This window comes from Acidimicrobiales bacterium, assembly GCA_036273495.1.
Taxonomy (GTDB): Bacteria; Actinomycetota; Acidimicrobiia; order Acidimicrobiales; family JAJPHE01; genus DASSEU01.
This window is the reverse complement of record DASUHN010000203.1, coordinates 1-23,642: the sequence shown is the minus strand read 5'-3', so window position 1 is coordinate 23,642 and position 23,642 is coordinate 1. Positions and strand designations below refer to the sequence as shown.

The following is a 23,642-nucleotide window of genomic DNA, read 5'->3' as shown; positions in this document are numbered from 1 at the left end:
CGGTGAGCAGGTCGCGTAGACGACCACGCCGCCGGGGCGGACGAGTTCGAGGGCGTGGTCGAGCAGAGCGAGCTGGAGCGGCACGAGGTCGTGCAGGTCCTCGTGGCGCCGTCGCCAGCGCGCCTCCGGCCGACGGCGGAGCGCGCCGAGGCCCGTGCACGGCGCGTCCACCAGCACCCGGTCGAACGCAGCCGGGCGAAGCGGCGCCCGCGTCCCATCCCCCACCACCGCCCGCACGCCGGCGGGTCCGAGCCGGGCGGCGTTCTCGGCGACCAGCGCGGCCCGCTGCTCCCGCAGGTCGACGGCGGCCACTACGGCCGGCCCCCGCCGCCCCATGGCCGTGGCCTTGCCGCCGGGGGCGGCGCACATGTCGGCTACGACGTCACCGGCTCCGACGGGCACGTACTCCGCCACCCACTGGGACGCCCGGTCCTGGACGTAGCCGTCCTCGCGGACCGTCACCGCGGGCGGCCGGTTCATCTGCTCGAGGGCGGCCCGGGCCGCCTCCGCTCCGAGGTCGGAGCCGAGCCGCTCGACGATCCAGTCGGGATACGACAGCTCGGTGGCGGCGTCGGGCCAGCCCACCGCCGCCCCGGCGGTCGCGACCCGCCGGAGGACGGCGTTGACGAGGCCGCGGACCCGCTGGGGCGCGCACTCCACCGTGGTGGAGACCACGGCGTGCGGGGGCAGGGCCATCCAGTGGAGCTGGTAGGCGCCCAACCGGAGCACCGCCCGGACCGGCTCCTCGATGGGCCCGCGGAGAAAGCGGTCGAACAGGAAGTCGCACGCCCGGCGCATCCGCGTTACCCCGTAGGCCAGCTCGGTGGCGAGAGCGCGGTCCCGCTCGGCCAGCTCCGACCGGCCGATCAGGGCGGGGACGACCAGGTTGGCGTAGGCGCCCTCGTCGATCCGGAGGAGGGCGGCCAGAGCCACCCGGCGGGCGGCCACCCCGGGAGGGGCCACGGCTCAGTCCCCGAGCACGGCGCCGGGCGGCAGGCGGGCGCCCCGCACCCAGTCCTCGGCCGCCATCGCCGCCTTTCCCCCGGGCTGGACCCGGACCAGGCGGAGGGCGCCGTCTCCGGTCCCGACCAGAGTCCCGTCCACCGCCCCGGGGGGAGGTCCGCCCGGGGCCGGCTGGGCGGTGAGGACCCGCAGCCGGCGCCCGCCCGCCGTCGTCCACGCCGAGCCGAGCCGCACCAGGCGGCCCAGCTCCCGGGCCGGGCGGGTCCAGTCGATCCGCAGCTCCGCCGGGTCGAGCTTGGCGGCATAGGTCGCCTCCCCCTCCTGGACCCGGGGAGGCCCCAGGCCGGCGGGGCCGGATGCCAGGCGCCGCACCAGCATCTCGGTCCCGATGTCGACCAGCCGGGAGCGCAGCGACTCCAGGGTGTCCTCGTCGGTGACCGGGACCTCGGCGCACTCGTAGACCGGGCCGGTGTCGAGGCCCTCCTCCAGCTGCATCAGGCACACCCCGGTCACGTCGTCCCCCGCCAGGAGCGCCCGTTCCACCGGCGCCGCCCCCCGCCACCGCGGGAGGAGGGAGAAGTGGAGGTTGACCATGGGCACCTCGGCCAGGACGTGCGGCTTGATCAGCCGGCCGAAGGCCACCACGACGCCGAGCTCCGCCCCGGTCCCGAGCACGTCGTCGACCCGGTCGGAGACCGGGAGTCCGAGCTCGGTCGCGGCCCGCTTGACGGGTGCGGCCACCAGGTCCGCCCCCCGCCCCCGGCGCCGGTCGGGCTGGCTCACCACCAGGACGATCTCGTGGCCGGCGGCGGCCAGGGCCCGCAGCGGCGGGACGCCCACCTCCGGGGTGCCGAGGTACACGAGCCGGGCCATGGGACGGCCAGGGTATTCAGGCCCGGACGGGGTCCACCTCGATCCGGACGTCGGCGCCGCCGGCCCGGACCCCGGCCAGGGCGTCGCAGAGGACCCGGTGGTCGGGGGCGCGCACCAGCCAGTCGTCGCGTGCGCCGGCGGGGGCGGCGTCGAGACCCGCGGCGGCCAGCCCGGCCGCCACGGCCGGAGCGTCGGGCCCCGACAGGAGGGCCAGGGCCGAGTACGGGGGGAGGGCCAGGGCACGGCGGCGGGGCTCCTCGACGGCGGTCCAGCGGCCGGGATCGGCCCCGACCACCGCCGTAACCACCTCGTGGTCGGGCAGGCGGGTCTGGAGGAGGAGGGGCCGGCTTCGCCCTCCGAGGAGACGGGCGGCCCGGGCCAGGAGGGCCAGCGCCGCGTCTCCGGCGCGGTACCGGGGGGAGGTGAGCTCCTGGTCGAGCTCGAGGAAGGCGACGCCCGCCACCCGGCGCACGCGGTGCAGGGCGGCCTCGGTGCCGACGACGATGGCGGCCTCCTCGGCGCCCTCGCTCCGGTCGCTGCTGATCTCGGCGGCCGGCATGCCGGTGAGGGCGGCCAGCTCCTCGGCCAGCCGGGTGACGCCCGGGCGGATCAGGGCCAGGCGGGTCGAGCCGCACGCCGTGCAGAGCGGGGGGCGGGTGGCGGAGCAGGCGGGACAGGACAGCGCCTCGGCGCCGCGGGGCAGGACCATGGCGGCCTCGCAGGCGTGGCAGCGGACCAGCTCCCCGCAGCCGGTGCAGGCCAGGAGCCGGGCCCGGCCCCGCCGGTTGAGCACGCAGACGGCCGGCCGGCCCGGCTCGGGCCCGATCCGGTGCAGGAAGCGGGCCAGGTCCTCGGTGAGCAGGCCGGAGCGGGGGTCCCGGGTCCGCAGGTCGACCACCTCGACCGGGGGCCAGCCCGCCCGCTCCTCGGCCCGGGGATAGACCACCAGGCGGCCCCAGTGCAGCATCTCGAGGGTCGGGACCGCCGAGGTCACCACGCACCGGGCGCCGGCCCGGGCGCAGCGCTCGGCCACGACCTGCCAGGCGTTCCACGTCGGCGCCCGCTCCTCGGTGTGGGCCTGGTCGTGGCCGTCGAGCACCAGCGCCGCCACCAGCCCCGGCGCCGGTCCCCAGGCCGCCGCCCGGGCCCCCACGACCACCCGCCCGCCGGCGGCGGCCTCGGCCCACTGCTCGGGAAGGCGCGCGACAGGGATGCGATCGCCCTCCAGCACCGCCGCCACCCGCTCGGCGTCCTCGGTGCTGGGGCAGACCACGAGCACCGAGCCGCCCGGGCGCAGGCACCCCGCCACCGCCCGCACCACCTCGGAGCGGGCGGCGGCGGGAGGAAGACGGACGACGGACCGCTCGGCGGCCAGGGCCTCGGCCACCGGTCCCGAGGCCGGCGGGGCGGGGTCCGGCACCCCGGGAGGGCGGCCGGGCGGAGGCAGGGTGGAGACGAGCCGGGGCGGGGACGCCGTCCCGAGGAACGCGACCAGCGGACCGGCCCAGCGCCACGCCGCCCACCCGGCCAGCTCGACGACGTCGGGAGCGGGCCCGATGCCCCGCACCGCCCGCACCGGGAGAAGCCGGACGCCGGCCGGGGGCTCCGCGTCGTCGGCGACGACCCATCCGGCCACCCTGCGCCCCTGCAGGGGGACGCGCACCGACGTGCCCACGGTGACGGGCGGGCCGGGCAGGTCCGCCAGCAAGTAGTCGAAGACCCGGTCGATGCCCCGCACGTCGGGCACGACGCTGACTACCCGCTGATGGCGGCGGGCACCCGGGTCCGTCCCGGCCAGCCCCGCTAGAGGTTCAGGGCGCTGCGGAGATCGTCGAGGCGGGACGTGGCCTCCCAGGTGAACTCCTTGTCGCTCCGGCCGAAGTGACCGTAGGCGGCCGTGCGCCGGTAGATGGGCCGGCGCAGCTCGAGGTCCCGGATGATGGCGGCGGGACGGAGATCGAACACCTGGCGGATGGCGGCGCTGATCTGCTCGGGGTCGACAGTCTCGGTGCCGAAGGTCTCGACCATGATCGACACGGGGTGGGCCACGCCGATGGCGTAGGCCACCTGCACCTCGCAGCGCCGGGCGGCGCCGGAGGCCACCACGTGCTTGGCCACCCACCGGGCGGCGTAGGCAGCCGACCGGTCGACCTTGCTCGGGTCCTTGCCCGAAAAGGCGCCGCCGCCGTGGCGGGCCGCCCCCCCGTAGGTGTCGACGATGATCTTGCGCCCGGTGAGGCCGGTGTCGGCGTGCGGGCCGCCGAGCTCGAACCGGCCGGTCGGGTTGGCCAGGATCTCGTAGGGCTCGCCGCTGAACTCCGCCGGCAGCATCGGGGTGATCACGTGCTCGCGCAGGTCGGGCTTGAGCAGGGTGTCGATGTCGAGCCCGGGCTGGTGCTGGGTCGAGATCAGCACCGTGCGCAGCGCGACGGGACGGTCCCCCTCGTATTCGAAGGTGACCTGGGTCTTGCCGTCCGGCCGCAGGTACGGCAGCACCCCGGCCTTGCGCACCTCGGCCAGGCGGTGGGCCAGGCGGTGGGCCAGCCAGATCGGCACCGGCATCAGGTCGGGCGTCTCGTCGCAGGCGTAGCCGAACATCATCCCCTGGTCCCCGGCGCCCTGGGCGTTGAGCTGGTCCTCCCCGCCCGAACCGGTGCGCAGCTCGAAGGCGGTGTTCACGCCCTGGGAGATGTCGGGGGACTGCTCGTCGATGGAGACGATGACCCCGCAGGTGTTCCCGTCGAAGCCGTAGGCCTCCCGGTCGTAGCCGATCTGGCACACGGTCTCGCGCACGATGCGGGAAATGTCGACGTAGGCCTCGGTGGTGATCTCCCCCGCCACCACGACCAGGCCGGTGGTGAGCAGGGTCTCGCAGGCCACCCGGCTGGTGGGGTCCTGAGCCACGACCGCGTCGAGCACGGCGTCGGAGATCTGGTCGGCCATCTTGTCGGGGTGGCCCTCGGTGACCGACTCCGAGGTGAACCGGTAGCGGTACGGCATCAGCTGGTCCCTCCTTGAGGGGGGGTTGTGAGCCGGGCCACGGCGGCATCCAGCACCGCCGCCGCCACCCGGTCCTTCGTCGTCAGTCCGGTCTCGGCCACCGGTCCGTCCGGACCGATGATCGTCACCGCGTTGGTGTCGTGCTCGAAGCCGACGCCCGGAGCAGATACATCGTTCGCCACGATCAGGTCGACCCCCTTCCGGATGACCTTGTCGCGGGCATGGGCGACCACGTCGCTGGTCTCAGCGGCAAAGCCCACCAGCACCTGCCCCGGCCCCCTGCGGCCCGCCAGCCCGGCCAGGATGTCCGGGGTCGGCTCCAGCACCATCTCGGGCGGGCCGGCGTCCTTTTTCATCTTCTGGTCTGCGGCCACCTTGGGCCGGAAGTCGGCCACCGCCGCCGCCATGACCACGATGTCGGCGCCCGGGGCGGCGCCCCGCACCGCCGCCTCCATCTCCTCGGCCGACTCCACCCGGACCACCTCGGCCCCGGGGGGCGCGGGCAGGCCGGTCGTGGTAACGAGGGTCACGGTGGCGCCCCGCCGGGCCGCCTCGGCCGCCACGGCGTGGCCCTGCTTGCCCGAGCTGCGGTTGCCGATGAAGCGGACCGGGTCGATGGCCTCCCGCGTGCCGCCGGCCGTCACGAGGACCCGCACCCCGGCCAGCGACCGGCCCCCGGCCAGCACCGCCTCCACCGCCGCCACGATGTCGTCGGGCTCGGCCAGCCGCCCCGCGCCGACGTCCCCACCGGCCAGACGCCCCTCGGCGGGCGGGACCACCCGCACCCGGCGGGACGCCAGCGCGGCCAGGTTGGCCTGCACGGCGGGGTGCTCCCACATCTCGGTGTGCATGGCCGGGCACACCACCACCGGGGCCCGGGTGGCCAGCAGGGTGGCGGTGAGCAGGTCGTCGGCCAACCCGGCGGCGTAGCGGCCGAGGAGGTGGGCGGTGGCGGGGGCCACCACGATCACGTCGGCGCCCTGCCCCAGCCGGGTGTGGGGGATCGGGTCGGCGCCGTCGTCCCACAGCGAGGTCCGGGCCGGCTCGGAGGCCAGGGCCGAGAAGGTCACCCGGCCGACGAAGCGCTGGGCGTCCTCGGTCAGGACGGGAACGACGTGGGCCCCGGCGTCGACCATCCGCCGGCAGACCTCGACGGCCTTGTAGGCCGCGATCCCACCGCTGACGCCGAGCACCACGCGGGCCCCGGCCAGGCTGCTCATGCCCCCGGAGCGGCTACTCGACCGTCTCCTCGGTCTCCTCGGTCTCCTCGGTCTCCTCGTGCCGGATGAAGGTGATCTTGCCGGCGGCGATCTCCTCCAGCGAGATCGACAGCGGCTTGAGCGACACCGAGGTGACCTGAGGGGGCACGAGGGCACCCAGGCCCTCGCCGAGCTGGTTGAAGTAGCTGTTGATCTGCCGGGCCCGCTTGGCCGAGAGGGTCACCAGGCTGAACTTGGAGTCCACCTTGTCGAGGAGGGTCTCGATCGGGGGATCCATCATCGTGGGGCGTTCGGCCATCAAGCTCCTTCAGCGCGGTGACCGGCGATTATACCGGCCACCTCCTCCACCGCCCTATCCAGGTCGTCGTTCACCACCACGTGGTCCGCCACGGCCCGGCCCCGCGGGATCTCGTCGCGCCCCAGCGCCAGGCGGGCCTCGACCTGGGCCGGGCTGTCCCCCCGGTGGCGGAGGCGCTCGGCCTGGGCCTCCTCGGAGGGAGGCACGACCATGATCACCACCGCCTCGGGGTGGACGGCGCGCACCTGCTCGGCCCCGTTGACGTCGATCTCCAGCACCAGGTCCCGACCCGGGGGCGGGTCGGGCCGGGGGGTGCCGTAGAAGTGGCGCCCGAGGAACTCGTTGGTCTCGAGGAAGCCGTCCTCGCCCTGGTGGGCCTCGAAGGTGGCCCGGTCGACCCAGACGTAGGCGTCCTCCCGCTCCCCCGGGCGGCGGGGACGGGTGGTCCAGGACCGGCTGAGCCACAACCGGTCGTCACGGGCCGTCAGGCGGTCGACGATCGATCCCTTGCCGACCCCGCCGGGCCCGAAGATGACGAAGATCAGCTGCGGCGGGTTTCCTGGAGCAGGGCCTCGCGTTGATGGCTGCCGAGACCCTGGACCCGGCGGGTGTCGGGGATGTTGATCTCCTCCATCAGCTTGCGGGCCTTGACCTTGCCCACGCCGGGGAGCGACTCGAGCACGGCCAGGACCTTCATCTTGCCCACGATGTCGTCCCCGCCGGACTGGGCGAAGAGCTCCTCGAGGGTCACCGAGCCCATCTTGAGCTTCTCCTTGAGCTCGGCTCGGGCCCGGCGGGCGACGGCCGCCTTCTCGAGGGCGGCCTGGCGCTGTTCTGGCGATAGGGAGGGGGGCTGCGGCATGGGCGCGAACCCTAATCGGCGTGCCCGCCGGGGACAGCGGCGCCCCGATCGGCAGTGGCGGTCAGCTCCGCCGTGCGCCCCACCCCCTGGGCCCCGCACCAGGCCCGCAGCTCCTCCAGGACCCGTCGGGGCGCCCGGGGATCGGCAAAGGTGGCGGTGCCCACCTGGACCGCATCCGCCCCCGCCACCATCAGCTCGGCGGCGTCCCGTCCCGACGACACCCCGCCCACCCCGACGATCCCGGCGTCGGGAAAGGCGGCCCGGCACTCGTAGACCGCCCGCACCGCGACGGGGCGGATGGCCGGCCCGGACAGGCCGCCCCCTCCCGCCCCCAGGACCGGGCGGCGCGCCACCGGGTCCACCGCCATGCCCATGACCGTGTTGACCAGGGTCAGCGCCTCGGCGCCGGCGTCCAGCGCCGCAGCGGCGATCTCGGTGAGATCGGTGACGTTGGGGCTGAGCTTGGCCCAGCGCGGCCGCCCGCACACCGCCGCGGCGTCGAGCGCCTCCGCCGTGGCCCCCGGCGAGTGGGCGAACATCCGCCGCCGGTCCTCGACGTTCGGGCAGCTCACGTTCACCTCGACGGCCACCACCGCCGCCGGGGCGCCGGCCAGCATGGCCGCCGCCTTGGCGTAGCCCTCGACCGTGGTGGCCCAGATGCTGGCCACCACCCGGGCCCCGGATGCGACGAGGGAGGGCAGCTCGGACTCGAGCCACGCCTCCACCCCCGCGCCCTGCAGGCCCACGCTGTTGAGCATCCCCACCTCGACGGGGGCCAGCCGGGGGGCGGGGTTCCCGGGCCACGGCTCCGCCGCCAGCGACTTCACCACCACCGCCCCCAGGACGGACAGGTCGAAGTAGGCGCCGAGCTCGGCCCCGTGGCCCGACGTGCCCGACGCCGTCATCACCGGGTTGGGCAGGACCACCGAGCCGACCCGGGTCGCGGTGTCCGGGTCACCGGATCCGCCCCCCGGGAGCCGGCCCCTCACACGGGCAGCCGTAGCTGGCCCCCCTCGTGGAACTCCTGGAGGCTGCGCACCTGGAGGGCGTGGCTGCCCCAGTCCGCCATCCCCGCCGCCGCCGCCCGGGCCGCCGCCACCGTCGTCAGGCAGGGCACGTTGTGCACCGACGCCGCCGCGCGGATGTAGGCGCCGTCGGCCCGGGGGCCGCGGCCCTGCGGGGTGTTCACGACCAGCTGCACCTTGCCGCTGCCGATCAGGTCGACGGCGTCCAGGGAGCCGGGAGAGGGCTCCCCCTCTCCCACCTTGGCCACCACCGCCTCGACGGGGATGCCCTCGGCCTCGAGGTAACGGGCCGTGCCCGCCGTCGCCACCAGCGAGAAGCCGAGCTCGACGAAGCGCCGGGCGGCCAGCGCCCCCCCGGGCTTGTCGCGATCGGCGAGCGACATGAACACCGATCCCGAGTCGGGCAGGCGGTTGCCGGCGGAGATCTGGCTCTTGGCGAAGGCCAGCCCGAAGGTGGTGTCGATGCCCATGACCTCCCCGGTCGAGCGCATCTCGGGACCGAGCACGGTGTCGACGTCGGGGAAGCGGTTGAACGGCAGCACCGCCTCCTTGACGCTCACGTGGCCGCCGTCGACGGGGTCGACCAGCAGCCCCTCGGTCCGCAGCTCGGCAAGCGTGGCCCCGAGCATCAGGCGCGCCGCCACCTTGGCGAGAGGCACTCCCGTAGCCTTGGCCACGAACGGGACGGTGCGACTGGCGCGGGGGTTGGCCTCGATCACGAACACCTCGTGGTCCTTCACCGCATACTGGACGTTGATCGGCCCCTGCACCCCGAGGGCGTCGGCGATGGCGCGGGTGTGCGACTCCAACAGCTCGACCACCTCGTGGGCCAGGGTCGGCGGCGGGATCACGCACGCCGAGTCCCCGGAGTGCACCCCGGCCTCCTCGACGTGCTCCATCACCCCGCCGATCAGCACCTCCCCGGTCCGGTCGCGCAGGGCGTCGACGTCGACCTCGATGGCGTCCTCCAGGAAGCGGTCGACCAGGACGGGCCGCTCCGCCGACAGCCCGCCCTCCCGGCCGAGGGATCCCACCACAGCGAGCTCGGCCATGGCCCGGCGCAGCCCGTCGGAGTCGTACACGATCTCCATGGCCCGGCCCCCGAGCACGTAGCTGGGCCGCACCAGCGCCGGGTAACCGACTCTCTCGGCCACGGCCACGGCCTCGTCCTCGGTCACGGCGGTGCCGCCCGCCGGCTGGGGGATGCCGAGGCTCCGGCACAGGCCGGCCCACCGCTCGCGGTCCTCGGCCAGGTCGATGGCGTCGGGGCCGGTACCGAGGATCAGCCCCTCCGGCAGCCGGGACGCCAGCTTGAGCGGGGTCTGTCCGCCGAGCCCCACGATCACCCCCACCACCGGCCCGCCTCCGGCCCGCGTCTCCACCTCGAGCACGTTCAGGACGTCTTCGGTGGTGAGGGGCTCGAAGTACAGCCGGTCGCTGGTGTCGTAGTCCGTCGACACCGTCTCCGGGTTGCAGTTCACCATCACCGTCTCGTAACCCGCGTCCCTGAGGGCAAAGCTGGCGTGGACGCAGCAGTAGTCGAACTCGATGCCCTGGCCGATGCGGTTGGGCCCCGACCCCAGGATCACGACCTTGGGCAGCTCCCCCGGCCGGACCTCGTCCTCGTCCTCGTAGGTCGAGTAGTGGTAGGGCGTCGACGCCTCGAACTCGGCGCCGCACGTGTCGACGGTCTTGAAGGTGGCGGTGACGCCGGCGGCGCGGCGGGCGGCGCGCACCTCGTCCTCCGGCGCCCCGAACAGGTAGGCGAGCTGGGCGTCTGAGAAGCCCAGCCGCTTGGCCCGGCGCCAGGCGGGGCGGTCCATGCCGGCCAGGCCCCGCTCCGCCAGGCGGGCGCGCTCGGAAGTGACGTGGGCCAGCTGGTCGAGGAACCACGGGTCCACGGCCGTGGCCTCGGCCAGGCGCTCCACACTGATGCCGCGGCGCAGCGCCGCCTCCAGCTGGAAGGGCCGGTCGGGGGTGGCCACCGCCGCCCGCCGCACCAGCTCGTCGTCGGACAGCCGGTCGAAGAGCTGCTCGGCGGGGTCGCAGTTGAGGCCGAGCCGTCCGTGCTCGAGCGAGCGCAACCCCTTCTGCAGGGACTCGGGGAACGTCCGGCCGATGGCCATGACCTCCCCGACCGACTGCATGCGCGTGCCCAGCATCTCCGCCGTGCCCGGGAACTTCTCGAACGCCCAGCGGGGCACCTTGGTGACGACGTAGTCGATGGTGGGCTCGAAGCTGGCCGGGGTCTTGCGGGTGATGTCGTTGGCGATCTCGTCGAGGGTGTAGCCGACCGCCAACCGGGCGGCGATCTTGGCGATCGGGAAGCCCGTGGCCTTGGACGCCAGGGCGCTCGACCGCGACACGCGGGGGTTCATCTCGATCACCACCTGGCGCCCGTCGGTGGGATCGACGGCGAACTGGATGTTCGAGCCCCCGGTGTCCACGCCGATGCGGCGGATGCAGGCGAACGCCGAGTCGCGCATGGCCTGGTACTCGACGTCGGACAGGGTCTGCGCCGGGGCCACCGTGATCGAGTCCCCGGTGTGCACGCCCATCGGGTCGAAGTTCTCGATCGAGCAGACGACGACGCAGTTGTCGGCGCGGTCGCGCATCACCTCGAGCTCGTACTCCTTCCACCCGGCGATCGAGCTCTCGACCAGCACCTCGCTGATCGGGCTGGCGGCCAGACCGGTGGCGGCCAGCCCGCGCAGCGTGTCGGCGTCGTGGGCGATGCCCGTGCCGTGGCCGCCCAGGATGTAGGACGGCCGGATGATCAGCGGGAAGCCGATCTCCTCCCCCACCTTCATCGCCTCGTCGAGCGAGTAGGCGAAGCCCGAGGACGGCACCTCGAGCCCGATGCCGGTCATCGCCGCCTTGAACCGCTCCCGGTCCTCGGCCGTGCGGATGGCCTCGGCGTTGGCGCCGATCATCTCGACGCCGTACGCCTCGAGCACCCCCCGCTCGTGCAGCGCCATCGCCAGGTTCAGCGCTGTCTGGCCGCCCAGGGTCGGGAGCAGCGCGTCGGGACGCTCGCGCTCGATGATGGCCGCCAGCACGTCGGGGTCGAGCGGCTCCACGTAGGTCCGGTGGGCCAGCTCGGGGTCGGTCATGATCGTGGCCGGGTTGGAGTTGGCCAGGATGACCCGGTAGCCCTCGGCCCGCAGCACCCGGCACGCCTGGGTACCGGAGTAGTCGAACTCGCAGGCCTGGCCGATGACGATCGGGCCCGACCCGATCATCAGGATCGACTCGATGTCCTCGCGCTTCGGCATCAGGCGATGTCCTCAGCCCGGCGGGTCCCCTGCACCCCGACTCCTCCGGAGAGTGGGGCCCCGGCCCCCCGCCCGGCCGTCATGATCCCCCTGAACTCCTCGAACAGGTACCGGGCGTCGTGGGGCCCGGGCCCGGCCTCGGGGTGGTACTGCACGCCGAACGCCGGCACGTCCCGGCACCGGATGCCCTCGACCACCCCGTCGTTGAGGTTGACATGGGTGACGTCGGCGGCGTCCAGGCTGGACCCGTCGACGGCGTAGTTGTGGTTCTGGCTGGTGATCTCCACCGCCCCGCCCGCCAGCCGGCGCACCGGGTGGTTGCCGCCGTGGTGCCCGAACGGCAGCGTGAAGGTGCGGGCGCCGAGGGCGGTCGCCAGCAGCTGGTGGCCGAGGCAGATCCCGAACACCGGCACCCGCCCGAGCAGCCGGGAGATGGTCTCGGTGGCGTAGCCGACGGCCGCCGGGTCCCCGGGGCCGTTGGACAGGAACACCCCGTCCGGTGACCGGGCCAGGACCTCGTCGGCCGGCGTCGAGGCCGGCACCACCTCGACCGTGGCCATCGCTCCCAGCTGGGCCAGGATGGCCCGCTTGATGCCGAAGTCGTAGGCCACGACCGAGAGGGGCCCGTGACCCGCCCGGTAGGGCCGGTCGGTCGTGACCGTGGCCACCAGGTCGATGCCGTCGGTCCCCGGCTCGGCCCGGGCCGCAACTAGGAGCCGCTCCTCGGACGCGGTGCCGAAGGCACACGGCATCGCCCCCGCCTCCCGGACGTGGCGGGTGAGCCGGCGGGTGTCCACACCGGTCAGGGCGGGGACGCCGTGGCTCTGGAGGAACGACTCCAACGTCCGGCTGGAGCGCCAGCTGCTCGGGCGGTCGGACAGGTCCCTCACCACCACGCCGCGGCAGAAGGGCCGCCGGCTCTCGTCGTCACTGGCGGCCACGCCGTAGTTCCCGATGTGGGGGTAGGTGAACGCAATCACCTGGCCGGCGTAGGACGGGTCGGTGATCACCTCCTGGTAGCCGCTCATCACCGTGTTGAACACCAGCTCCCCGGTGGCCACCTCGGCGGGGGCGCCGGCGGCCTCACCCTCGAAGACGGTGCCGTCGGCCAGCACGAGCAGGGCCGGCGGACGGGCTTGGCGCTCGCCTGCGCTCACCGCTGCGCCTCTCCGTCGACCACGACCGGCTCCCCGTTGAGGACGGTATGGCGCACCCGTCCGGTGAGCGTCCGCCCGGCAAAGGGGCTGTTGCGGCTCCGGCTGGCCCCGGCCGCGGCATCGACGGTCCAGCGGACCCGGGGATCGAACACGCAGACGTTGGCCGGCGCCCCCGCCCCGAGCGGACCACCGTGGCGTTCGGCCACACCCGCGATCTCCGCCGGCCGCCACGAGAGAGCCCCGATGACATCGGCCAGCGCCATGGGCGCCACGCCGTCCTCCTCCTCGGTCAGGTAGGTGAGCGCCACCGCCAGCGCCGTCTCCAGCCCGATCATCCCCGGGGGCGCCTGGTCGAACGGCGCCTCCTTGGCCTCCTGGGGATGGGGGGCGTGGTCGGTGGCGATGGCGTCGATCACCCCCTCGGCCAGGCCCCGCCGCACGGCGCGCACGTCGGCGGCAGTGCGCAGGGGCGGGTTCACCTTGAACACGGGGTCGTAGCCGGCCACCTCGGCCTCGGTGAGGGCCAGGTGGTGGGGCGCGGCCTCGGCGGTGACCTTGAGGCCCTGGGCCCGGGCGGCCCCCACCACGGCGACCGAGCCGGCGGTGGAGAGGTGGAGGAAGTGGATCCGGCCGCCTGTCAGGCGGGCCAGGGCCACGTCGCGCATGACCATCAGCTCCTCGGCCTCCCCGGGGATGCCGGGAATGCCGAGGCGGCTCGACCACTCTCCCTCGTTCATGTGGCCGCCGGCGGCCAGGGCGGCGTCCTCGCAGTGCTGGGCCAGCGTCACCCCGAGGGGCCCGGCGTACTCGAAGGCGCGGCGCATGAGCCTGCCGTCCTGGACCCCGGCCCCGTCGTCGGTGAACAGCCGCACCCCGAGGCCGGCCATCTCCGCCAGCGGGGCCAGCCGCTCCCCCGCCCGCCCCACCGTGATGGCGCCGGCTACCTCGACGTCGCACAGGGCCCGGCGGGCTATCTCGTGCACCTCGCGCACCACACTGGCGCTGTCGATGGGGGGATCGGTGTTGGGCATGGCCACGACGGCGGTGTAGCCGCCGAGGGCGGCCGCTCGCGATCCGCTCTCGATCGTCTCGGCCTCCTCGCGGCCGGGCTCGCGGAGGTGGGTGTGGAGGTCGACGAAGCCGGGGCACACGACGCAACCGGTGGCGTCGAGGACCACGGCGCCCGGCGGCGCCGCCAGGTCGTCCCCGACGCCGACGACCACCTTGCCGCTGACGGCCACGTCGGCCCGGCGCACCCCGCGGGGATCGATGACCGTGCCCCCGCGGATCAGGACGTCAGCCACGGGCGTCCGCCTGGGCCGGGCTTCCGAGGAGCAGGAACAGCACCGCCATCCGCACCGCCACTCCGTTGCTCACCTGCCGGGTGATCACCGAGCAGGGCAGGTCGGCCACCTCGGCGGCTATCTCGACCCCCCGGTTCATCGGGCCCGGGTGCATCACGATCGAGTCCGCCGAGAGCCGCGCCGCCCGCTCCCTCGTCATGCCGTAGCGGGCCGAGTACTCCCGCAGCGACGGCAGGAGCGCCTCGCTCATCCGCTCGGCCTGGATGCGCAGGAGGTACACGACGTCCAGGTCGGCGACCACGGCGTCGAGGTCGTGGCACACGTCGACCGGCCACCCCGCCAGTGACGGGGGCAGGAGGGTCGGCGGGGCCACGAGGGTCACCCGGGCCCCGAGGGCGGACAGGGCCAGGACGTTGGAACGGGCCACCCGGCTGTGCTTGACGTCACCCACGATCCCGACCCGCAGCCCGGGAAACGGGTCCTCGGAGGTCGGCCCGCCGAGCACCTGGCGGATCGTGTAGCAGTCGAGCAGGGCCTGGGTGGGGTGCTCGTGCCACCCGTCCCCGCCGTTCACCACGCTGGCGTCCACCCAGCGGGCCACCTGCCACGGCACCCCCGCCGACCGGTGGCGGACCACGACGGCGTCGACGCCCATGGCGGTCACCGTCTCCACCGTGTCACGCAGCGACTCCCCCTTGTTGACCGACGACGACCCCACGCTGAAGGTCATGGTGTCGGCCGACAGCCGCTTGGCCGCCGCCTCGAACGACAGCCGGGTGCGGGTCGAGTCCTCGAAGAACACGGTGGCCACGGTCCGGCCCCGGAGGGCCGGCACCCGGGGGATGGCCCGCTCGCTCACCTCCACGAAGCTGTCGGTCAGGCGGAGGATCTCGCGGATCCCCGCCGCCCCGAGGTCGGCCACCGAAAGGAGGTGGCGGGGGGCGGCCACGCTGACCACGGGAGCCTCGACGGTGGCCGTGGTCATTTCACCACCACGTCACCGATGGTGACCCCGTCCTCGGCCACGTCGACCATCTCGTCGCGGCGGGTCGGCAGGTTCTTGCCGACGTAGTCGGGCCGGATCGGCAGCTCGCGGTGGCCCCGGTCGACCATCACGGCCAGCTGCACGACCTGGGCCCGGCCGTAGTCCGACAGGGCGTTGAGCGCCGCCCGGACCGTCCGGCCGGTGAAGAAGACGTCGTCGACCAGCACCACCTTCCGGCCGGTGAGGTCCCAGGGGATGTCGGTCACCGCCTCGGGCAGCACGGGGCGCAGGCCGATGTCATCGCGGTAGAAGGCCACGTCCAGGGAGCCCACGCTCACGGCCGTCCCGTAGCTCCCCTCGAGGGTCTCGGAGATCCGCCGGGCCAGGGACACCCCCCCGGTCTGGAGGCCGACGAGGACCACGTCGTCGGTCCCGTGGTTGCGCTCCACGATCTCGTGGGTGATACGGGTGAGGGCGCGGGTCACGTCGGCGGCGCTCATGACCTGGGCCCGGGCAACGAAAACGCCCCCACGCGGGGGCGTCAACATTCGCTCTCTCTCCGCCAACCAGGCTCCTTCTGTCCGTGCGGGCCTCACGGGACCCGCTTCACGGTCAGACGGTCAGGTTAGCAGCGGGCCCCGCACCACGGCCGCCACGGCCGACAGCACCCCGTTGACGAACCGGCCGGAGTCGTCGGTCGAGAACCGCTTGGCCAGCTCCACGGCCTCGTCGATCACCACCCCGACCGGCGTGGCCGGCCGCTGGGTGAGCTCGAACACGGCCAGGCGCAGCAGGTTGCGGTCGACGGCGGGCATGCGCACGAGCGGCCAGTCGATCGAGAACCGGGAGATCAGCCCGTCGATCTCCTGGCGGTGGTGGCCGACGCCCTCGACCAGCTCGACCACGAACGGATCGGGGCTGACGGGGAGCGCCGCCAGGACGACGTCGGCGTCCTGGCCCTTGGCCTCGGCCTCGTAGAGCAGCGACATGGCTCGCTCACGCGCCGCCCGCCGGCTGCCGGTAGGGGCCATGATCGTCAGGCCCGGGTGATGTACTCCCCGGTCCGGGTGTCGACCTTGACCCGGTCTCCGGTGTTGACGAACAGGGGCACCTGCACGAGCAGTCCCGTCTCCAGGGTGGCGGGCTTGCGCGCCCCGGACACCCGGTCCCCCTGCACCCCGGGCTCGGTCTCAGCCACGGTCAGCTCCACGGCCGCGGGCAGGTCGACCCCCACGATCTCGGTGCCGTACATCTGCAGCACCGCCGAGTCCCCCTCCTTCATGTAGCTGGCGGCGCTGCCGAGCGCAGGAGTGTCCACGTTCATCTGGTCGTAGCTGACGTTGTCCATGAACACGTACTGCTCACCGTCGCGGTAGAGGAACTGCATCTCGCGCTTCTCGACTATGGCCTGGGCCAGCTTCTCGTCGGCGCGGTAGGTGCGCTCGATGACCGCCCCCGTCCGGACGTTCTTGAGCTTGGTGCGCACGAAGGCGCCGCCCTTCCCCGGCTTGACGTGCTGGAACTCGACGACCGAGAACAACCCCTCAGGCAGGTCGAGGGTCATCCCGTTCTTCAGGTCGTTGGTCGATACCGACATCCGTGCCTCCGCTCAGCCGAGCACCAGCTGCTTGGGGAATCGGGTGACCGCCCGGCAGCCCTGCTCCGTCACGATCAGGGTGTCCTCGATCCGCACACCTCCGTGGTCCGGGAGGTACACGCCCGGCTCCACGGTGACGACCGATGACTCTTCGAGCGTATCAGCCGAGGTGGCCGACACCGCCGGCGCCTCGTGGATGTCGATACCGACTCCGTGGCCGGTGGCGTGCACGAACCGGTCCCCCCAGCCCGCCTCCTCGATCACGTCCCGGCAGGCGCCGTCGACGTCCGACGCGGCCACGCCGGCCCGCACGGCCTCCACCCCGGCCGCCTGGCTGGCTTGGACCACCTCGTACATCCGCTGCAGCGTCGGGTCGGCGGGCGGGCCCACGCAGAAGGTGCGGGTCATGTCCGAGCGGTACCCGTCGACCGTCGCGCCGAAGTCGATGACGACCAGCTCCCCCCGCCCCACCGGACGGGGCCCGGGCCGGGCGTGGGGCTTGGCCCCGTTGGGGCCGGCGGCCACGATGGTCTCGAAGGCGCTGCCCTGGGCCCCCAGCCGGCGCATGGTCGAGTCGAGCTCCAGGGCCACCTCGGCCTCGGGCCGGCCGTCGACCAGCAGGTCCAGGATCTGCTCCAGGGCCCGGTCGGCGATGGCGGCGGCGGCCTGGACCCGGGCCTGCTCCCCCTCGTCCTTGACGCGACGCAGGGCCTCCACCGCTCCCGTCGTGGGCACGAGCTCCGAGCCCTCGAACAGCTCGGCCAGCACCCGTTGGGCCGCCCAGGTGACCGCGGCCGCCTCCAGCCCGACCCGCCGCCCGTGGTCCACCGCCTCGGCCAGGGCCCGGTGCTGGTCGGCCAGGCCCCCGATCTCGATCCGGGCGTCTACGCGGGCGGCCGTCAGCTGCTCTTCGGCCTGGGTGCGATAGCGCCCGTCGGTGACGAGCAGTGTGTCGTCGGGGCCGACGAGCAGCATGCCGGCCGAGCCGGTGAACCCGGAGAGGTAGCGCACGTTGGACAGCGACGTGACGAGGAGACAGTCGCAACCGGCATCGGGAAGGTCGCGGCGCAGGTGCCCGACCCTGCCCGCCACCCCCATCGGCGCCAGATCGGCGGCGTGAGCTCCCGGGCTCACCGTTCTCCTTCCTCGAGCAGGCGCGCCACGGCCCGGACCGCCAGCTCGTAGCCCAACCCGCCGAAGCCGGCGACCAACCCCGACGCGACCGGGGCCACCACGGACGTGTGCCGGAACGGCTCGCGCGCGGCGGGGTTGGAGATGTGCAGCTCCACCACCGGCCCGTCGAACGTGGCGAGCGCGTCGTGCAGCGACCACGAATAGTGGGTCAACGCTCCGGCATTGACGATCAGCGCCGCGCAGCGGCCCCGCGCCGCGTGCACGGCGCGCACCAGATCGGCCTCGGAGTCGGACTGCAGGTGCTCGATCTCGAGACCGGCGGCATCGGCGGCCTGACGCGCCGTCGCCACGTGGTCGTCCAGGGTGGCCGTTCCGTAGATCTCGGGCTCGCGCTGGCCCAGCAGATCGAGGTTGGGCCCGGACAGGACGAGCACGCAACGCCCCGGGTCGGTCATCGCGCCCCCATCTCGACGAGGGTCTCCCCGACCAGCGTGGGATCCACACCGGGGACCGCCTCGATGCCCCCGGGACCGTCCAGGACGAAGGTGAGCCCGCTCACCGCCTTCTTGTCCCGCGCCATGAGCGTGACCAGCTCGTCCACCCGGCTGTCCGCCGGTAGCGCCGACGCCAGGTCGAAGCTGGCCACCACCCGGTCGTGCTCCGCCACCCGGGCGTCGTCGATCCGTCCCAGCCGGCGGGCCAGACGAGCGGCAAACGCCAGTCCCACCGCCACCGCCTCCCCGTGCAGGATCCCCTCGTAGCTGGCGGCCGCCTCCAGGGCGTGGGCCAGGGTATGGCCGTAGTTGAGGATGGCCCGCCGCCCGGACTCGCGCTCGTCGGCCGTGACCACCTCGACCTTGCATGCGACACACGCCGCCACCTGCTCGTCGAGGGGCAGCCCGGTGAGATCGGGAACGCCGAGAAAGGCGTACTTGGCCATCTCCCCCCTCCCTGCCCGCAGGTGGCGGGGCGGCAGGGTGGCGAGCGTCTCGGTGTCGCACACCACCGCCACCGGCTGCCAGAAGGTCCCCACCAGGTTCTTGCCCTCGGGCAGGTCCACGCCGGTCTTGCCCCCGATGGCGGCGTCGATCTGCGCCAGCAGCGTGGTGGCGACGTGGGCCACCGCCACGCCCCGCATGTAGACCGAAGCGGCGAACCCGGCCAGGTCGGTCACGACCCCCCCACCGACGGCCACGACCGCGTCAGCACGCGTCAGCCCGAACCGGGCGAAGCCGCCGCACAGCCCCTCGACCTCTCCCATTCCCTTGGCCCGCTCCCCGTCGGGGACGGTGAAGGTGCACTGCTTGCGCCCCGTGTCCACCTCCACCCCGACCTGCTCCTGGGTCACCACCGCCACCCGCTCGACGGCGTCGGGAAGAAGAGACGCCAGCTCGTGGCGGCTGCCGGCCCCGATCACCACCGGGTAGGACCCCTCTCCGAGCGGCACCTCGACGCGGATCATCCGCGCTCGGCTCCCGTCGGGGCGCACCACCCGGCGATCAGGTCCACGATCCGGTCGGGCGCCGCATCGTCGACGTCGACGGCGTGATCGGCCACCTCCTCGTAGTGCGGACGGCGCACGGCGTCGAGCCGGGCCAGGTTCCCGGCCGGGTCTCCCTCCAGAAGCGGACGGCCCGCCCCCGAACCCACCCGACCGGCCAGGGTCTCGGGGCGGGCGCGCAGCCACACCACACAGCCGGCACCCTTCATCCGGGCCCGGTTGTCGGCGTCGAGCACGGCGCCCCCGGCCACCGACACCACGACCGGGTCGGGAGAGGTCACCGCCTCGGCGAGGGCGCGGGCCTCCTCCACACGAAAGGCGGCCTCGCCGTCCTCGGCGAAGATCTGCGCCACGCTCCGGCCGGTGGCCACCTCGACCTGGGCGTCACTGTCGACATGGCGCCAGCCCAGCCGACGCGCCAGGAGGTGGCCGATCGTGGTCTTGCCCGAACCCATCATCCCGACGAGCAGGACCCGCGGGGCCCCGCTCACCGCCCGCTTCCGGCGCCGGAGCCGTGCTGGTCGGGCAGCGACGCCAGGAAGCCGTTCCGGTTGCGCACCACCTCGGCCAGGGAGTCCCCGCCGAACTTCCGCAGCGCCTCGTCGGCGAGCACCAACGCCATCATCGTCTCGGCCACCACGCCCATGGCGGGCACGGCGGTGACGTCGGTGCGCTCCTTGAACGAGACCGTCTCCTCCTTGGTGAAGACGTCGACGGTCTTGAGCACGGGACGGTTCAGGGTGGCCAGCGGCTTCATCCCGACCCGCGCCGAGATCATCGACCCGGTCGACATGCCGCCCTCGATGCCGCCGGCCCGCAGCGTCTCCCGGCGGTACTCGGCCGTGCCCGCGTCCCAGGAGATGGCGTCGTGGGCCTCGGAGCCTCTCCGCCCCGCCGACTCGAAGCCCTCCCCGATCTCGACGGCCTTCACCGCCTGGATGCTCATGAGCGCACCGGCCAGCAGGCTGTCGAGCTTGCGGTCCCAATGGACGTGGCTGCCCAGGCCCACCGGCACCCCGTAGGCCAGCACCTCCACCACGCCGCCGAGCGAGTCCCCGATCTTGGCGGCGGCCTTGATCTCCGCCACCATGTCCTGCTCGGCGTCGGGGTCGAAGCAGCGGACATCGGAGGCGTCGACGGTCTCGAGGTCGGCGGCCGTGGGCCGGTCCGACCGCTTGGCCACGGCCGGGCCGATCTGCACCACGTGGCTCAGCACCGCCACGTCGAGCTCGGCCAGCAGGGCCTTGGCGCAGGCCCCGGCCGCCACCCGGGCCGCCGTCTCCCGGGCCGACGCCCGCTCCAGCACGTCGCGGGCGTCGTCGAAGCCGTACTTCTGCATGCCCGCCAGGTCGGCGTGGCCGGGACGGGGCTGGGTTAGGGGCTTGGCCGTCCGGCCCGGGGCCGGGGACATCTCCTCGGTCCATTTGGGCCACTCGGTGTTGCCGATCTCGATGGCCACCGGGGAGCCGAGGGTCCGGCCGTGGCGGATGCCCCCGAGCAGGGTGACCTCGTCGGCCTCGAAGCGCATGCGCGGCCCGCGGCCGTATCCCAGGCGGCGGCGGGCCAGCTCTCCCTGGACCTCCTCGATGGTGAGGGGAAGGCCGGCCGGGAGGCCCTCGACGATCACGGCCAGGCCGCGACCGTGCGACTCGCCGGCGGTCAGGTAGCGCAGCACCACAGAAATCTACCCGTGACCCTGCCCCGACCGGCCGGGCATTCCCCGCCGGTTACTTGAGGATCTGCTGGCCCTTGCAGAGGTGGAATCCCCTCGACTGGAAGGCGAAGTCCCCACACCCGGTGGCCAGCGAGAGGTCCACGACCCGGTAGTCGGTGTCGAAGGTCTGCCCGGTCGACGCGCTGTACACGGTGTCGTTCACCTGAATGCTCGCGAAGTCCTTGCCGTTGCTGGCGTAGACGTCGAGCAGCTCCACCTGCTGGCCCCGGCTCGGGGCCGTCGAGCCCCCGGTGGTCCCGCCCGCCGCGCTGGCCCCGCTGGTGCCGACCGGCCCCGGGCCCGAGCCGGCGGTCGTGGAGGTCGGGCCGGAGGCACCCGGGCCGGACCCCGTCCCGCCCGGGCCCGAGGTGCCGACGCTCCCGGCCCCGGGCGTCGTGGTCGCGGACCCCAACGGGGACTGGAACGGGTCCTTGGACGAGAAGACCTCGAAAGTCGACGGCGTGGTACCGCTCCCGGTGGCGGTGGTCGTCGGGGGCAGCCCCCCCGGTATCCCGGGAGCGAGAGTGGTGGCGGGGCTGCTCGGCGCCGCCGCCGGCGCTCCTCCCCCGCCCCCGCCTGCCAACTTCACGCCGAGGAAGGCGATCAGCACGACGACGGCGACAGCGCCGATGGCCAGCGCCCGCCGGCTGCGCGGGTCCATGCCGGCCCACCGGCCGCCCGCGCCACCGGCCACGGTCAACCCCCGGTGTTGCCGGACGTCGTGGCCGTGGTGGGGGCTGTGGTGGAGGTGGTGGCGGTCCCACCTCCGGCGACGGTGGTCGTGGTCGACCCCGACGCGGCGGAGGGGGCGGTGGTCGTGGTCGTGGCACCGGCGGCGGGCGCCGCCGTCGTCGTGAACAGGCGCACGGTCAATGAGATGGTCAGCTCGGCCGGGGCCGTAGTAGCGGTCGTTGCTCCCGCTTCACCAACGGTGGACGTACCGGACGGCCCCGTGGCGTTGCTCGTCAGGCCGACCGTGTCGATGACAACAAGCCGCGGGAGACCGTCGAGCCGATTGATGAAGTCTAGGACCTGGTTGTATCCGCCTTTCAAGGACAGAGCGACGCGGATGGACGGGGGTGCCCCCGAAGTACCAGCGCCTGCCCCTGAGGTGGCGGTCGCGGCGGGTGGAGTCGGGGCGATCGAAAGGAGCTGCACGCCCGAGTTCACGGCGGCGGTGTTGATATTGAGAATGATCTGATCGAGCTGAGGCTTGTCAGGTACAGCGACCTGCATCTTCGCCAATTGAGCCTGCAGGAGAGGAAGTTGCTGCTTGATGCTCTCCAGTCGGTTCAGTTGTGCCTGCAGCTGCTCGACTTGACCTTGAGCCTGCTGAGCGGCGGTGTTGGCATCGTTGTAGGAACGATTGCGCGGGCCCCAAAGCAGGAACCACCACGCCAGGACCATTGCGACGATGACACCTGCTGCTCCGAACACGACCGGACGGTTGATCCGATTCACGGCTGGTTCCCGGTGTAGTTCCCGAGGCGGTCGGAATTCGCAGCCGATGTTAGGTTGGCGTCGGACGTGAACGTGACGGGCTGCCCGTTACCTGAGCCCGCCGAGTTGGCTACCCAGAGATCTGTGAGGGATGTCAAGTCGCCGATTCGCTCGATCCAGGCGGCCGTCGACGGTTGGGACAAGCCTTTCCCGTTTACCGTTACCTGAGCTGTACCTGCGTTCGCCGAGGTGCCGTTGAGCGAGGTCAACCACACATCGTCGGGCATAGCGGAGGCGACGCTCTCGATCAGGCGAGCCCAATCGACGTCACCGGCGAGCGCCAACCTCACCTGCTGCTGCTTCTGAGCCACCGTCTGTTGGATCTGCGTAACGCCTCCGAGTTGGTTGATCTGCTCGCTGAGCGTGGAGGCTTCGGTCTGAGCGTTCTGGGCCGCCTTCTTCCGGGAGCTGATCTGGTTGCCACGAAGCGCCCAGAGGGCACCCAGTAGAGCTGCGACGGCGACGACTGCCGCACCCGCTCCCACATATTGGGCACGGTCGGCGCGAATCCGGGTGACCTCTGTCGGAAGAAGGTTGATTCGCCTTCCTCCCACCAACGGCCCAGCAGCGAGGGCCAGCCCAATGACCGACGGCAGGTTCGGCTCGGCCCGCTCCGCTTCCTCCGGGCTCAGACCCGCGTCGACCGAGACCCATCCACTGGGGCGTGCCGCCTCGACGGGCACGCCGGCCATGGCGGCGAGCCGGTCGTGGAGGCCGGCCAGGCGACTGCCGGAGCCGGCCAGCAGGACCCGACCCAATCGGGCGGCGCCGGCCTGGGAGGTGAAGAAGCGGATCGAGTTGTCGATCTCGTCGACCAGCCGGGTCACGACCCGGGAGACCGCGATATCGGCACGGGCGTCCCCGCCCGAAGCGGGACCGGCGCCAACCCGCCGCTTCAGGTCCTCAGCGGTGTCGAGATCGACCCCCAGCTCGGACGCCACGGCGTTCGTGGCCGCCCCCGCCCCTTCGGACAGGAACCGGGCGAACCTCGGTATCCCGTCCTCGTGGATCACCACGGTTGTGATGCCGGCCCCTACACAGACAATGGCCTCGGCGGCCGGGCCGCTCTCCTCGAGAGACTCGAGGCCGGTCCGGCCCAGCGAACGCACGAGCGCCAGAGGCATCGGGTCGGCCCGGATGACCCGGAGTCCCGCCATCTGACAGGTCCGCATGTGCACGTCGAGCATCGTGCGCTGGGCGGCGGCCAGAAGCAGTTGGAGCCTGGGCTCCCCCG

24 protein-coding genes are annotated in these 23,642 nt (G+C 73.4%); all 24 read right to left on the bottom strand.

Going from position 1 to position 23,642, the window contains the following annotated elements:
* Positions 1-963: transcription antitermination factor NusB (locus VFW24_08600; protein ID HEX5266821.1), on the bottom strand; the 963-nt coding region annotated here is incomplete at its 3' end.
* 3 nt (positions 964-966) lie between these two features.
* Positions 967-1,836, bottom strand: a complete 870-nt coding sequence (locus tag VFW24_08595; protein ID HEX5266820.1) for a methionyl-tRNA formyltransferase — start codon at positions 1,834-1,836, stop codon at positions 967-969.
* A 16-nt stretch (positions 1,837-1,852) separates the two neighbouring features.
* Positions 1,853-3,583 (bottom strand): hypothetical protein, encoded by a 1,731-nt coding sequence (locus VFW24_08590; GenBank protein ID HEX5266819.1) that lies wholly within the window; start codon positions 3,581-3,583, stop codon positions 1,853-1,855.
* Positions 3,584-3,639: 56 nt separating this feature from the next.
* Positions 3,640-4,836 carry a methionine adenosyltransferase gene (gene metK / locus VFW24_08585; GenBank protein HEX5266818.1) on the bottom strand — a complete coding sequence of 399 codons (1,197 nt, stop codon included), beginning with the start codon at positions 4,834-4,836 and terminating at the stop codon, positions 3,640-3,642.
* On the bottom strand, positions 4,836-6,056 hold the full coding sequence (coaBC, locus tag VFW24_08580; protein ID HEX5266817.1) for a bifunctional phosphopantothenoylcysteine decarboxylase/phosphopantothenate--cysteine ligase CoaBC: 1,221 nt from the start codon (positions 6,054-6,056) through the stop codon (positions 4,836-4,838). The genes metK and coaBC overlap by 1 nt, the downstream gene beginning before the upstream one ends.
* A gap of 13 nt (positions 6,057-6,069) precedes the next feature.
* Complete coding sequence (rpoZ, locus tag VFW24_08575; GenBank protein ID HEX5266816.1) at positions 6,070-6,354, bottom strand: DNA-directed RNA polymerase subunit omega; 285 nt, start codon at positions 6,352-6,354, stop codon at positions 6,070-6,072.
* On the bottom strand, positions 6,354-6,887 hold the full coding sequence (locus tag VFW24_08570; GenBank protein ID HEX5266815.1) for a hypothetical protein: 534 nt from the start codon (positions 6,885-6,887) through the stop codon (positions 6,354-6,356). Before VFW24_08570 ends, rpoZ begins: the two co-directional genes overlap by 1 nt.
* Positions 6,888-6,895: 8 nt before the next feature.
* The gene (gene mihF, locus VFW24_08565; GenBank protein HEX5266814.1) at positions 6,896-7,216 is read right to left on the bottom strand and encodes an integration host factor, actinobacterial type; all 321 of its coding nucleotides are present in this window, start codon (positions 7,214-7,216) and stop codon (positions 6,896-6,898) included.
* A gap of 11 nt (positions 7,217-7,227) precedes the next feature.
* Positions 7,228-8,205, bottom strand: coding sequence for a dihydroorotate dehydrogenase (locus VFW24_08560; GenBank protein HEX5266813.1), 978 nt, complete (start codon positions 8,203-8,205; stop codon positions 7,228-7,230).
* Positions 8,202-11,516 (bottom strand): carbamoyl-phosphate synthase large subunit, encoded by a 3,315-nt coding sequence (carB, locus tag VFW24_08555; GenBank protein ID HEX5266812.1) that lies wholly within the window; start codon positions 11,514-11,516, stop codon positions 8,202-8,204. The genes VFW24_08560 and carB overlap by 4 nt, the downstream gene beginning before the upstream one ends.
* Positions 11,516-12,673, bottom strand: a complete 1,158-nt coding sequence (gene carA, locus VFW24_08550) for a glutamine-hydrolyzing carbamoyl-phosphate synthase small subunit (protein HEX5266811.1) — start codon at positions 12,671-12,673, stop codon at positions 11,516-11,518. The genes carB and carA overlap by 1 nt, the downstream gene beginning before the upstream one ends.
* Positions 12,670-13,977, bottom strand: coding sequence for a dihydroorotase (locus VFW24_08545; GenBank protein HEX5266810.1), 1,308 nt, complete (start codon positions 13,975-13,977; stop codon positions 12,670-12,672). The genes carA and VFW24_08545 overlap by 4 nt, the downstream gene beginning before the upstream one ends.
* On the bottom strand, positions 13,970-14,962 hold the full coding sequence (locus VFW24_08540) for an aspartate carbamoyltransferase catalytic subunit (GenBank protein HEX5266809.1): 993 nt from the start codon (positions 14,960-14,962) through the stop codon (positions 13,970-13,972). The genes VFW24_08545 and VFW24_08540 overlap by 8 nt, the downstream gene beginning before the upstream one ends.
* A complete protein-coding gene (gene pyrR / locus VFW24_08535; GenBank protein ID HEX5266808.1) occupies positions 14,959-15,510 on the bottom strand; it encodes a bifunctional pyr operon transcriptional regulator/uracil phosphoribosyltransferase PyrR in 552 nt (183 codons plus the stop codon). The genes VFW24_08540 and pyrR overlap by 4 nt, the downstream gene beginning before the upstream one ends.
* 72 nt (positions 15,511-15,582) lie before the next feature.
* Entirely contained in the window at positions 15,583-15,993 is a 411-nt protein-coding gene (nusB, locus tag VFW24_08530; protein ID HEX5266807.1) for a transcription antitermination factor NusB, read from the bottom strand.
* 5 nt (positions 15,994-15,998) lie between these two features.
* The gene (gene efp, locus VFW24_08525; GenBank protein HEX5266806.1) at positions 15,999-16,559 is read right to left on the bottom strand and encodes an elongation factor P; all 561 of its coding nucleotides are present in this window, start codon (positions 16,557-16,559) and stop codon (positions 15,999-16,001) included.
* Positions 16,560-16,571: 12 nt separating this feature from the next.
* Positions 16,572-17,693: an aminopeptidase P family protein gene (locus tag VFW24_08520; GenBank protein HEX5266805.1), complete on the bottom strand. Its 1,122-nt coding sequence runs from the start codon at positions 17,691-17,693 to the stop codon at positions 16,572-16,574.
* Complete coding sequence (locus VFW24_08515) at positions 17,690-18,148, bottom strand: type II 3-dehydroquinate dehydratase (protein ID HEX5266804.1); 459 nt, start codon at positions 18,146-18,148, stop codon at positions 17,690-17,692. Before VFW24_08515 ends, VFW24_08520 begins: the two co-directional genes overlap by 4 nt.
* A complete protein-coding gene (locus VFW24_08510) occupies positions 18,145-19,155 on the bottom strand; it encodes a 3-dehydroquinate synthase family protein (GenBank protein HEX5266803.1) in 1,011 nt (336 codons plus the stop codon). Before VFW24_08510 ends, VFW24_08515 begins: the two co-directional genes overlap by 4 nt.
* Complete coding sequence (locus VFW24_08505) at positions 19,152-19,685, bottom strand: shikimate kinase (protein ID HEX5266802.1); 534 nt, start codon at positions 19,683-19,685, stop codon at positions 19,152-19,154. Before VFW24_08505 ends, VFW24_08510 begins: the two co-directional genes overlap by 4 nt.
* Positions 19,682-20,869, bottom strand: coding sequence for a chorismate synthase (gene aroC / locus VFW24_08500; GenBank protein ID HEX5266801.1), 1,188 nt, complete (start codon positions 20,867-20,869; stop codon positions 19,682-19,684). Before aroC ends, VFW24_08505 begins: the two co-directional genes overlap by 4 nt.
* A gap of 52 nt (positions 20,870-20,921) precedes the next feature.
* Positions 20,922-21,608, bottom strand: coding sequence for a hypothetical protein (locus VFW24_08495; protein HEX5266800.1), 687 nt, complete (start codon positions 21,606-21,608; stop codon positions 20,922-20,924).
* Positions 21,605-22,369: a type 4a pilus biogenesis protein PilO gene (gene pilO / locus VFW24_08490; GenBank protein ID HEX5266799.1), complete on the bottom strand. Its 765-nt coding sequence runs from the start codon at positions 22,367-22,369 to the stop codon at positions 21,605-21,607. Before pilO ends, VFW24_08495 begins: the two co-directional genes overlap by 4 nt.
* Positions 22,366-23,642 (bottom strand): pilus assembly protein PilM (gene pilM / locus VFW24_08485; GenBank protein ID HEX5266798.1); only part of this gene is annotated, 1,277 nt, incomplete at its 5' end. The genes pilO and pilM, both read right to left, overlap by 4 nt.

Bases quoted from the DNA above. Each gene is read 5' to 3' on its own strand.
- VFW24_08595 (HEX5266820.1), bottom strand. From the start codon at position 1,836: ATGGCCCGGCTCGTGTACCTCGGCACCCCGGAGGTGGGCGTCCCGCCG.
- metK (HEX5266818.1), bottom strand. From the start codon at position 4,836: ATGCCGTACCGCTACCGGTTCACCTCGGAGTCGGTCACCGAGGGCCAC.
- coaBC (HEX5266817.1), bottom strand. From the start codon at position 6,056: ATGAGCAGCCTGGCCGGGGCCCGCGTGGTGCTCGGCGTCAGCGGTGGG.
- rpoZ (HEX5266816.1), bottom strand. From the start codon at position 6,354: ATGGCCGAACGCCCCACGATGATGGATCCCCCGATCGAGACCCTCCTC.
- mihF (HEX5266814.1), bottom strand. From the start codon at position 7,216: ATGCCGCAGCCCCCCTCCCTATCGCCAGAACAGCGCCAGGCCGCCCTC.
- carB (HEX5266812.1), bottom strand. From the start codon at position 11,516: ATGCCGAAGCGCGAGGACATCGAGTCGATCCTGATGATCGGGTCGGGC.
- VFW24_08540 (HEX5266809.1), bottom strand. From the start codon at position 14,962: ATGACCACGGCCACCGTCGAGGCTCCCGTGGTCAGCGTGGCCGCCCCC.
- pyrR (HEX5266808.1), bottom strand. From the start codon at position 15,510: ATGTTGACGCCCCCGCGTGGGGGCGTTTTCGTTGCCCGGGCCCAGGTC.
- nusB (HEX5266807.1), bottom strand. From the start codon at position 15,993: ATGGCCCCTACCGGCAGCCGGCGGGCGGCGCGTGAGCGAGCCATGTCG.
- efp (HEX5266806.1), bottom strand. From the start codon at position 16,559: ATGTCGGTATCGACCAACGACCTGAAGAACGGGATGACCCTCGACCTG.
- VFW24_08515 (HEX5266804.1), bottom strand. From the start codon at position 18,148: ATGACCGACCCGGGGCGTTGCGTGCTCGTCCTGTCCGGGCCCAACCTC.
- VFW24_08510 (HEX5266803.1), bottom strand. From the start codon at position 19,155: ATGATCCGCGTCGAGGTGCCGCTCGGAGAGGGGTCCTACCCGGTGGTG.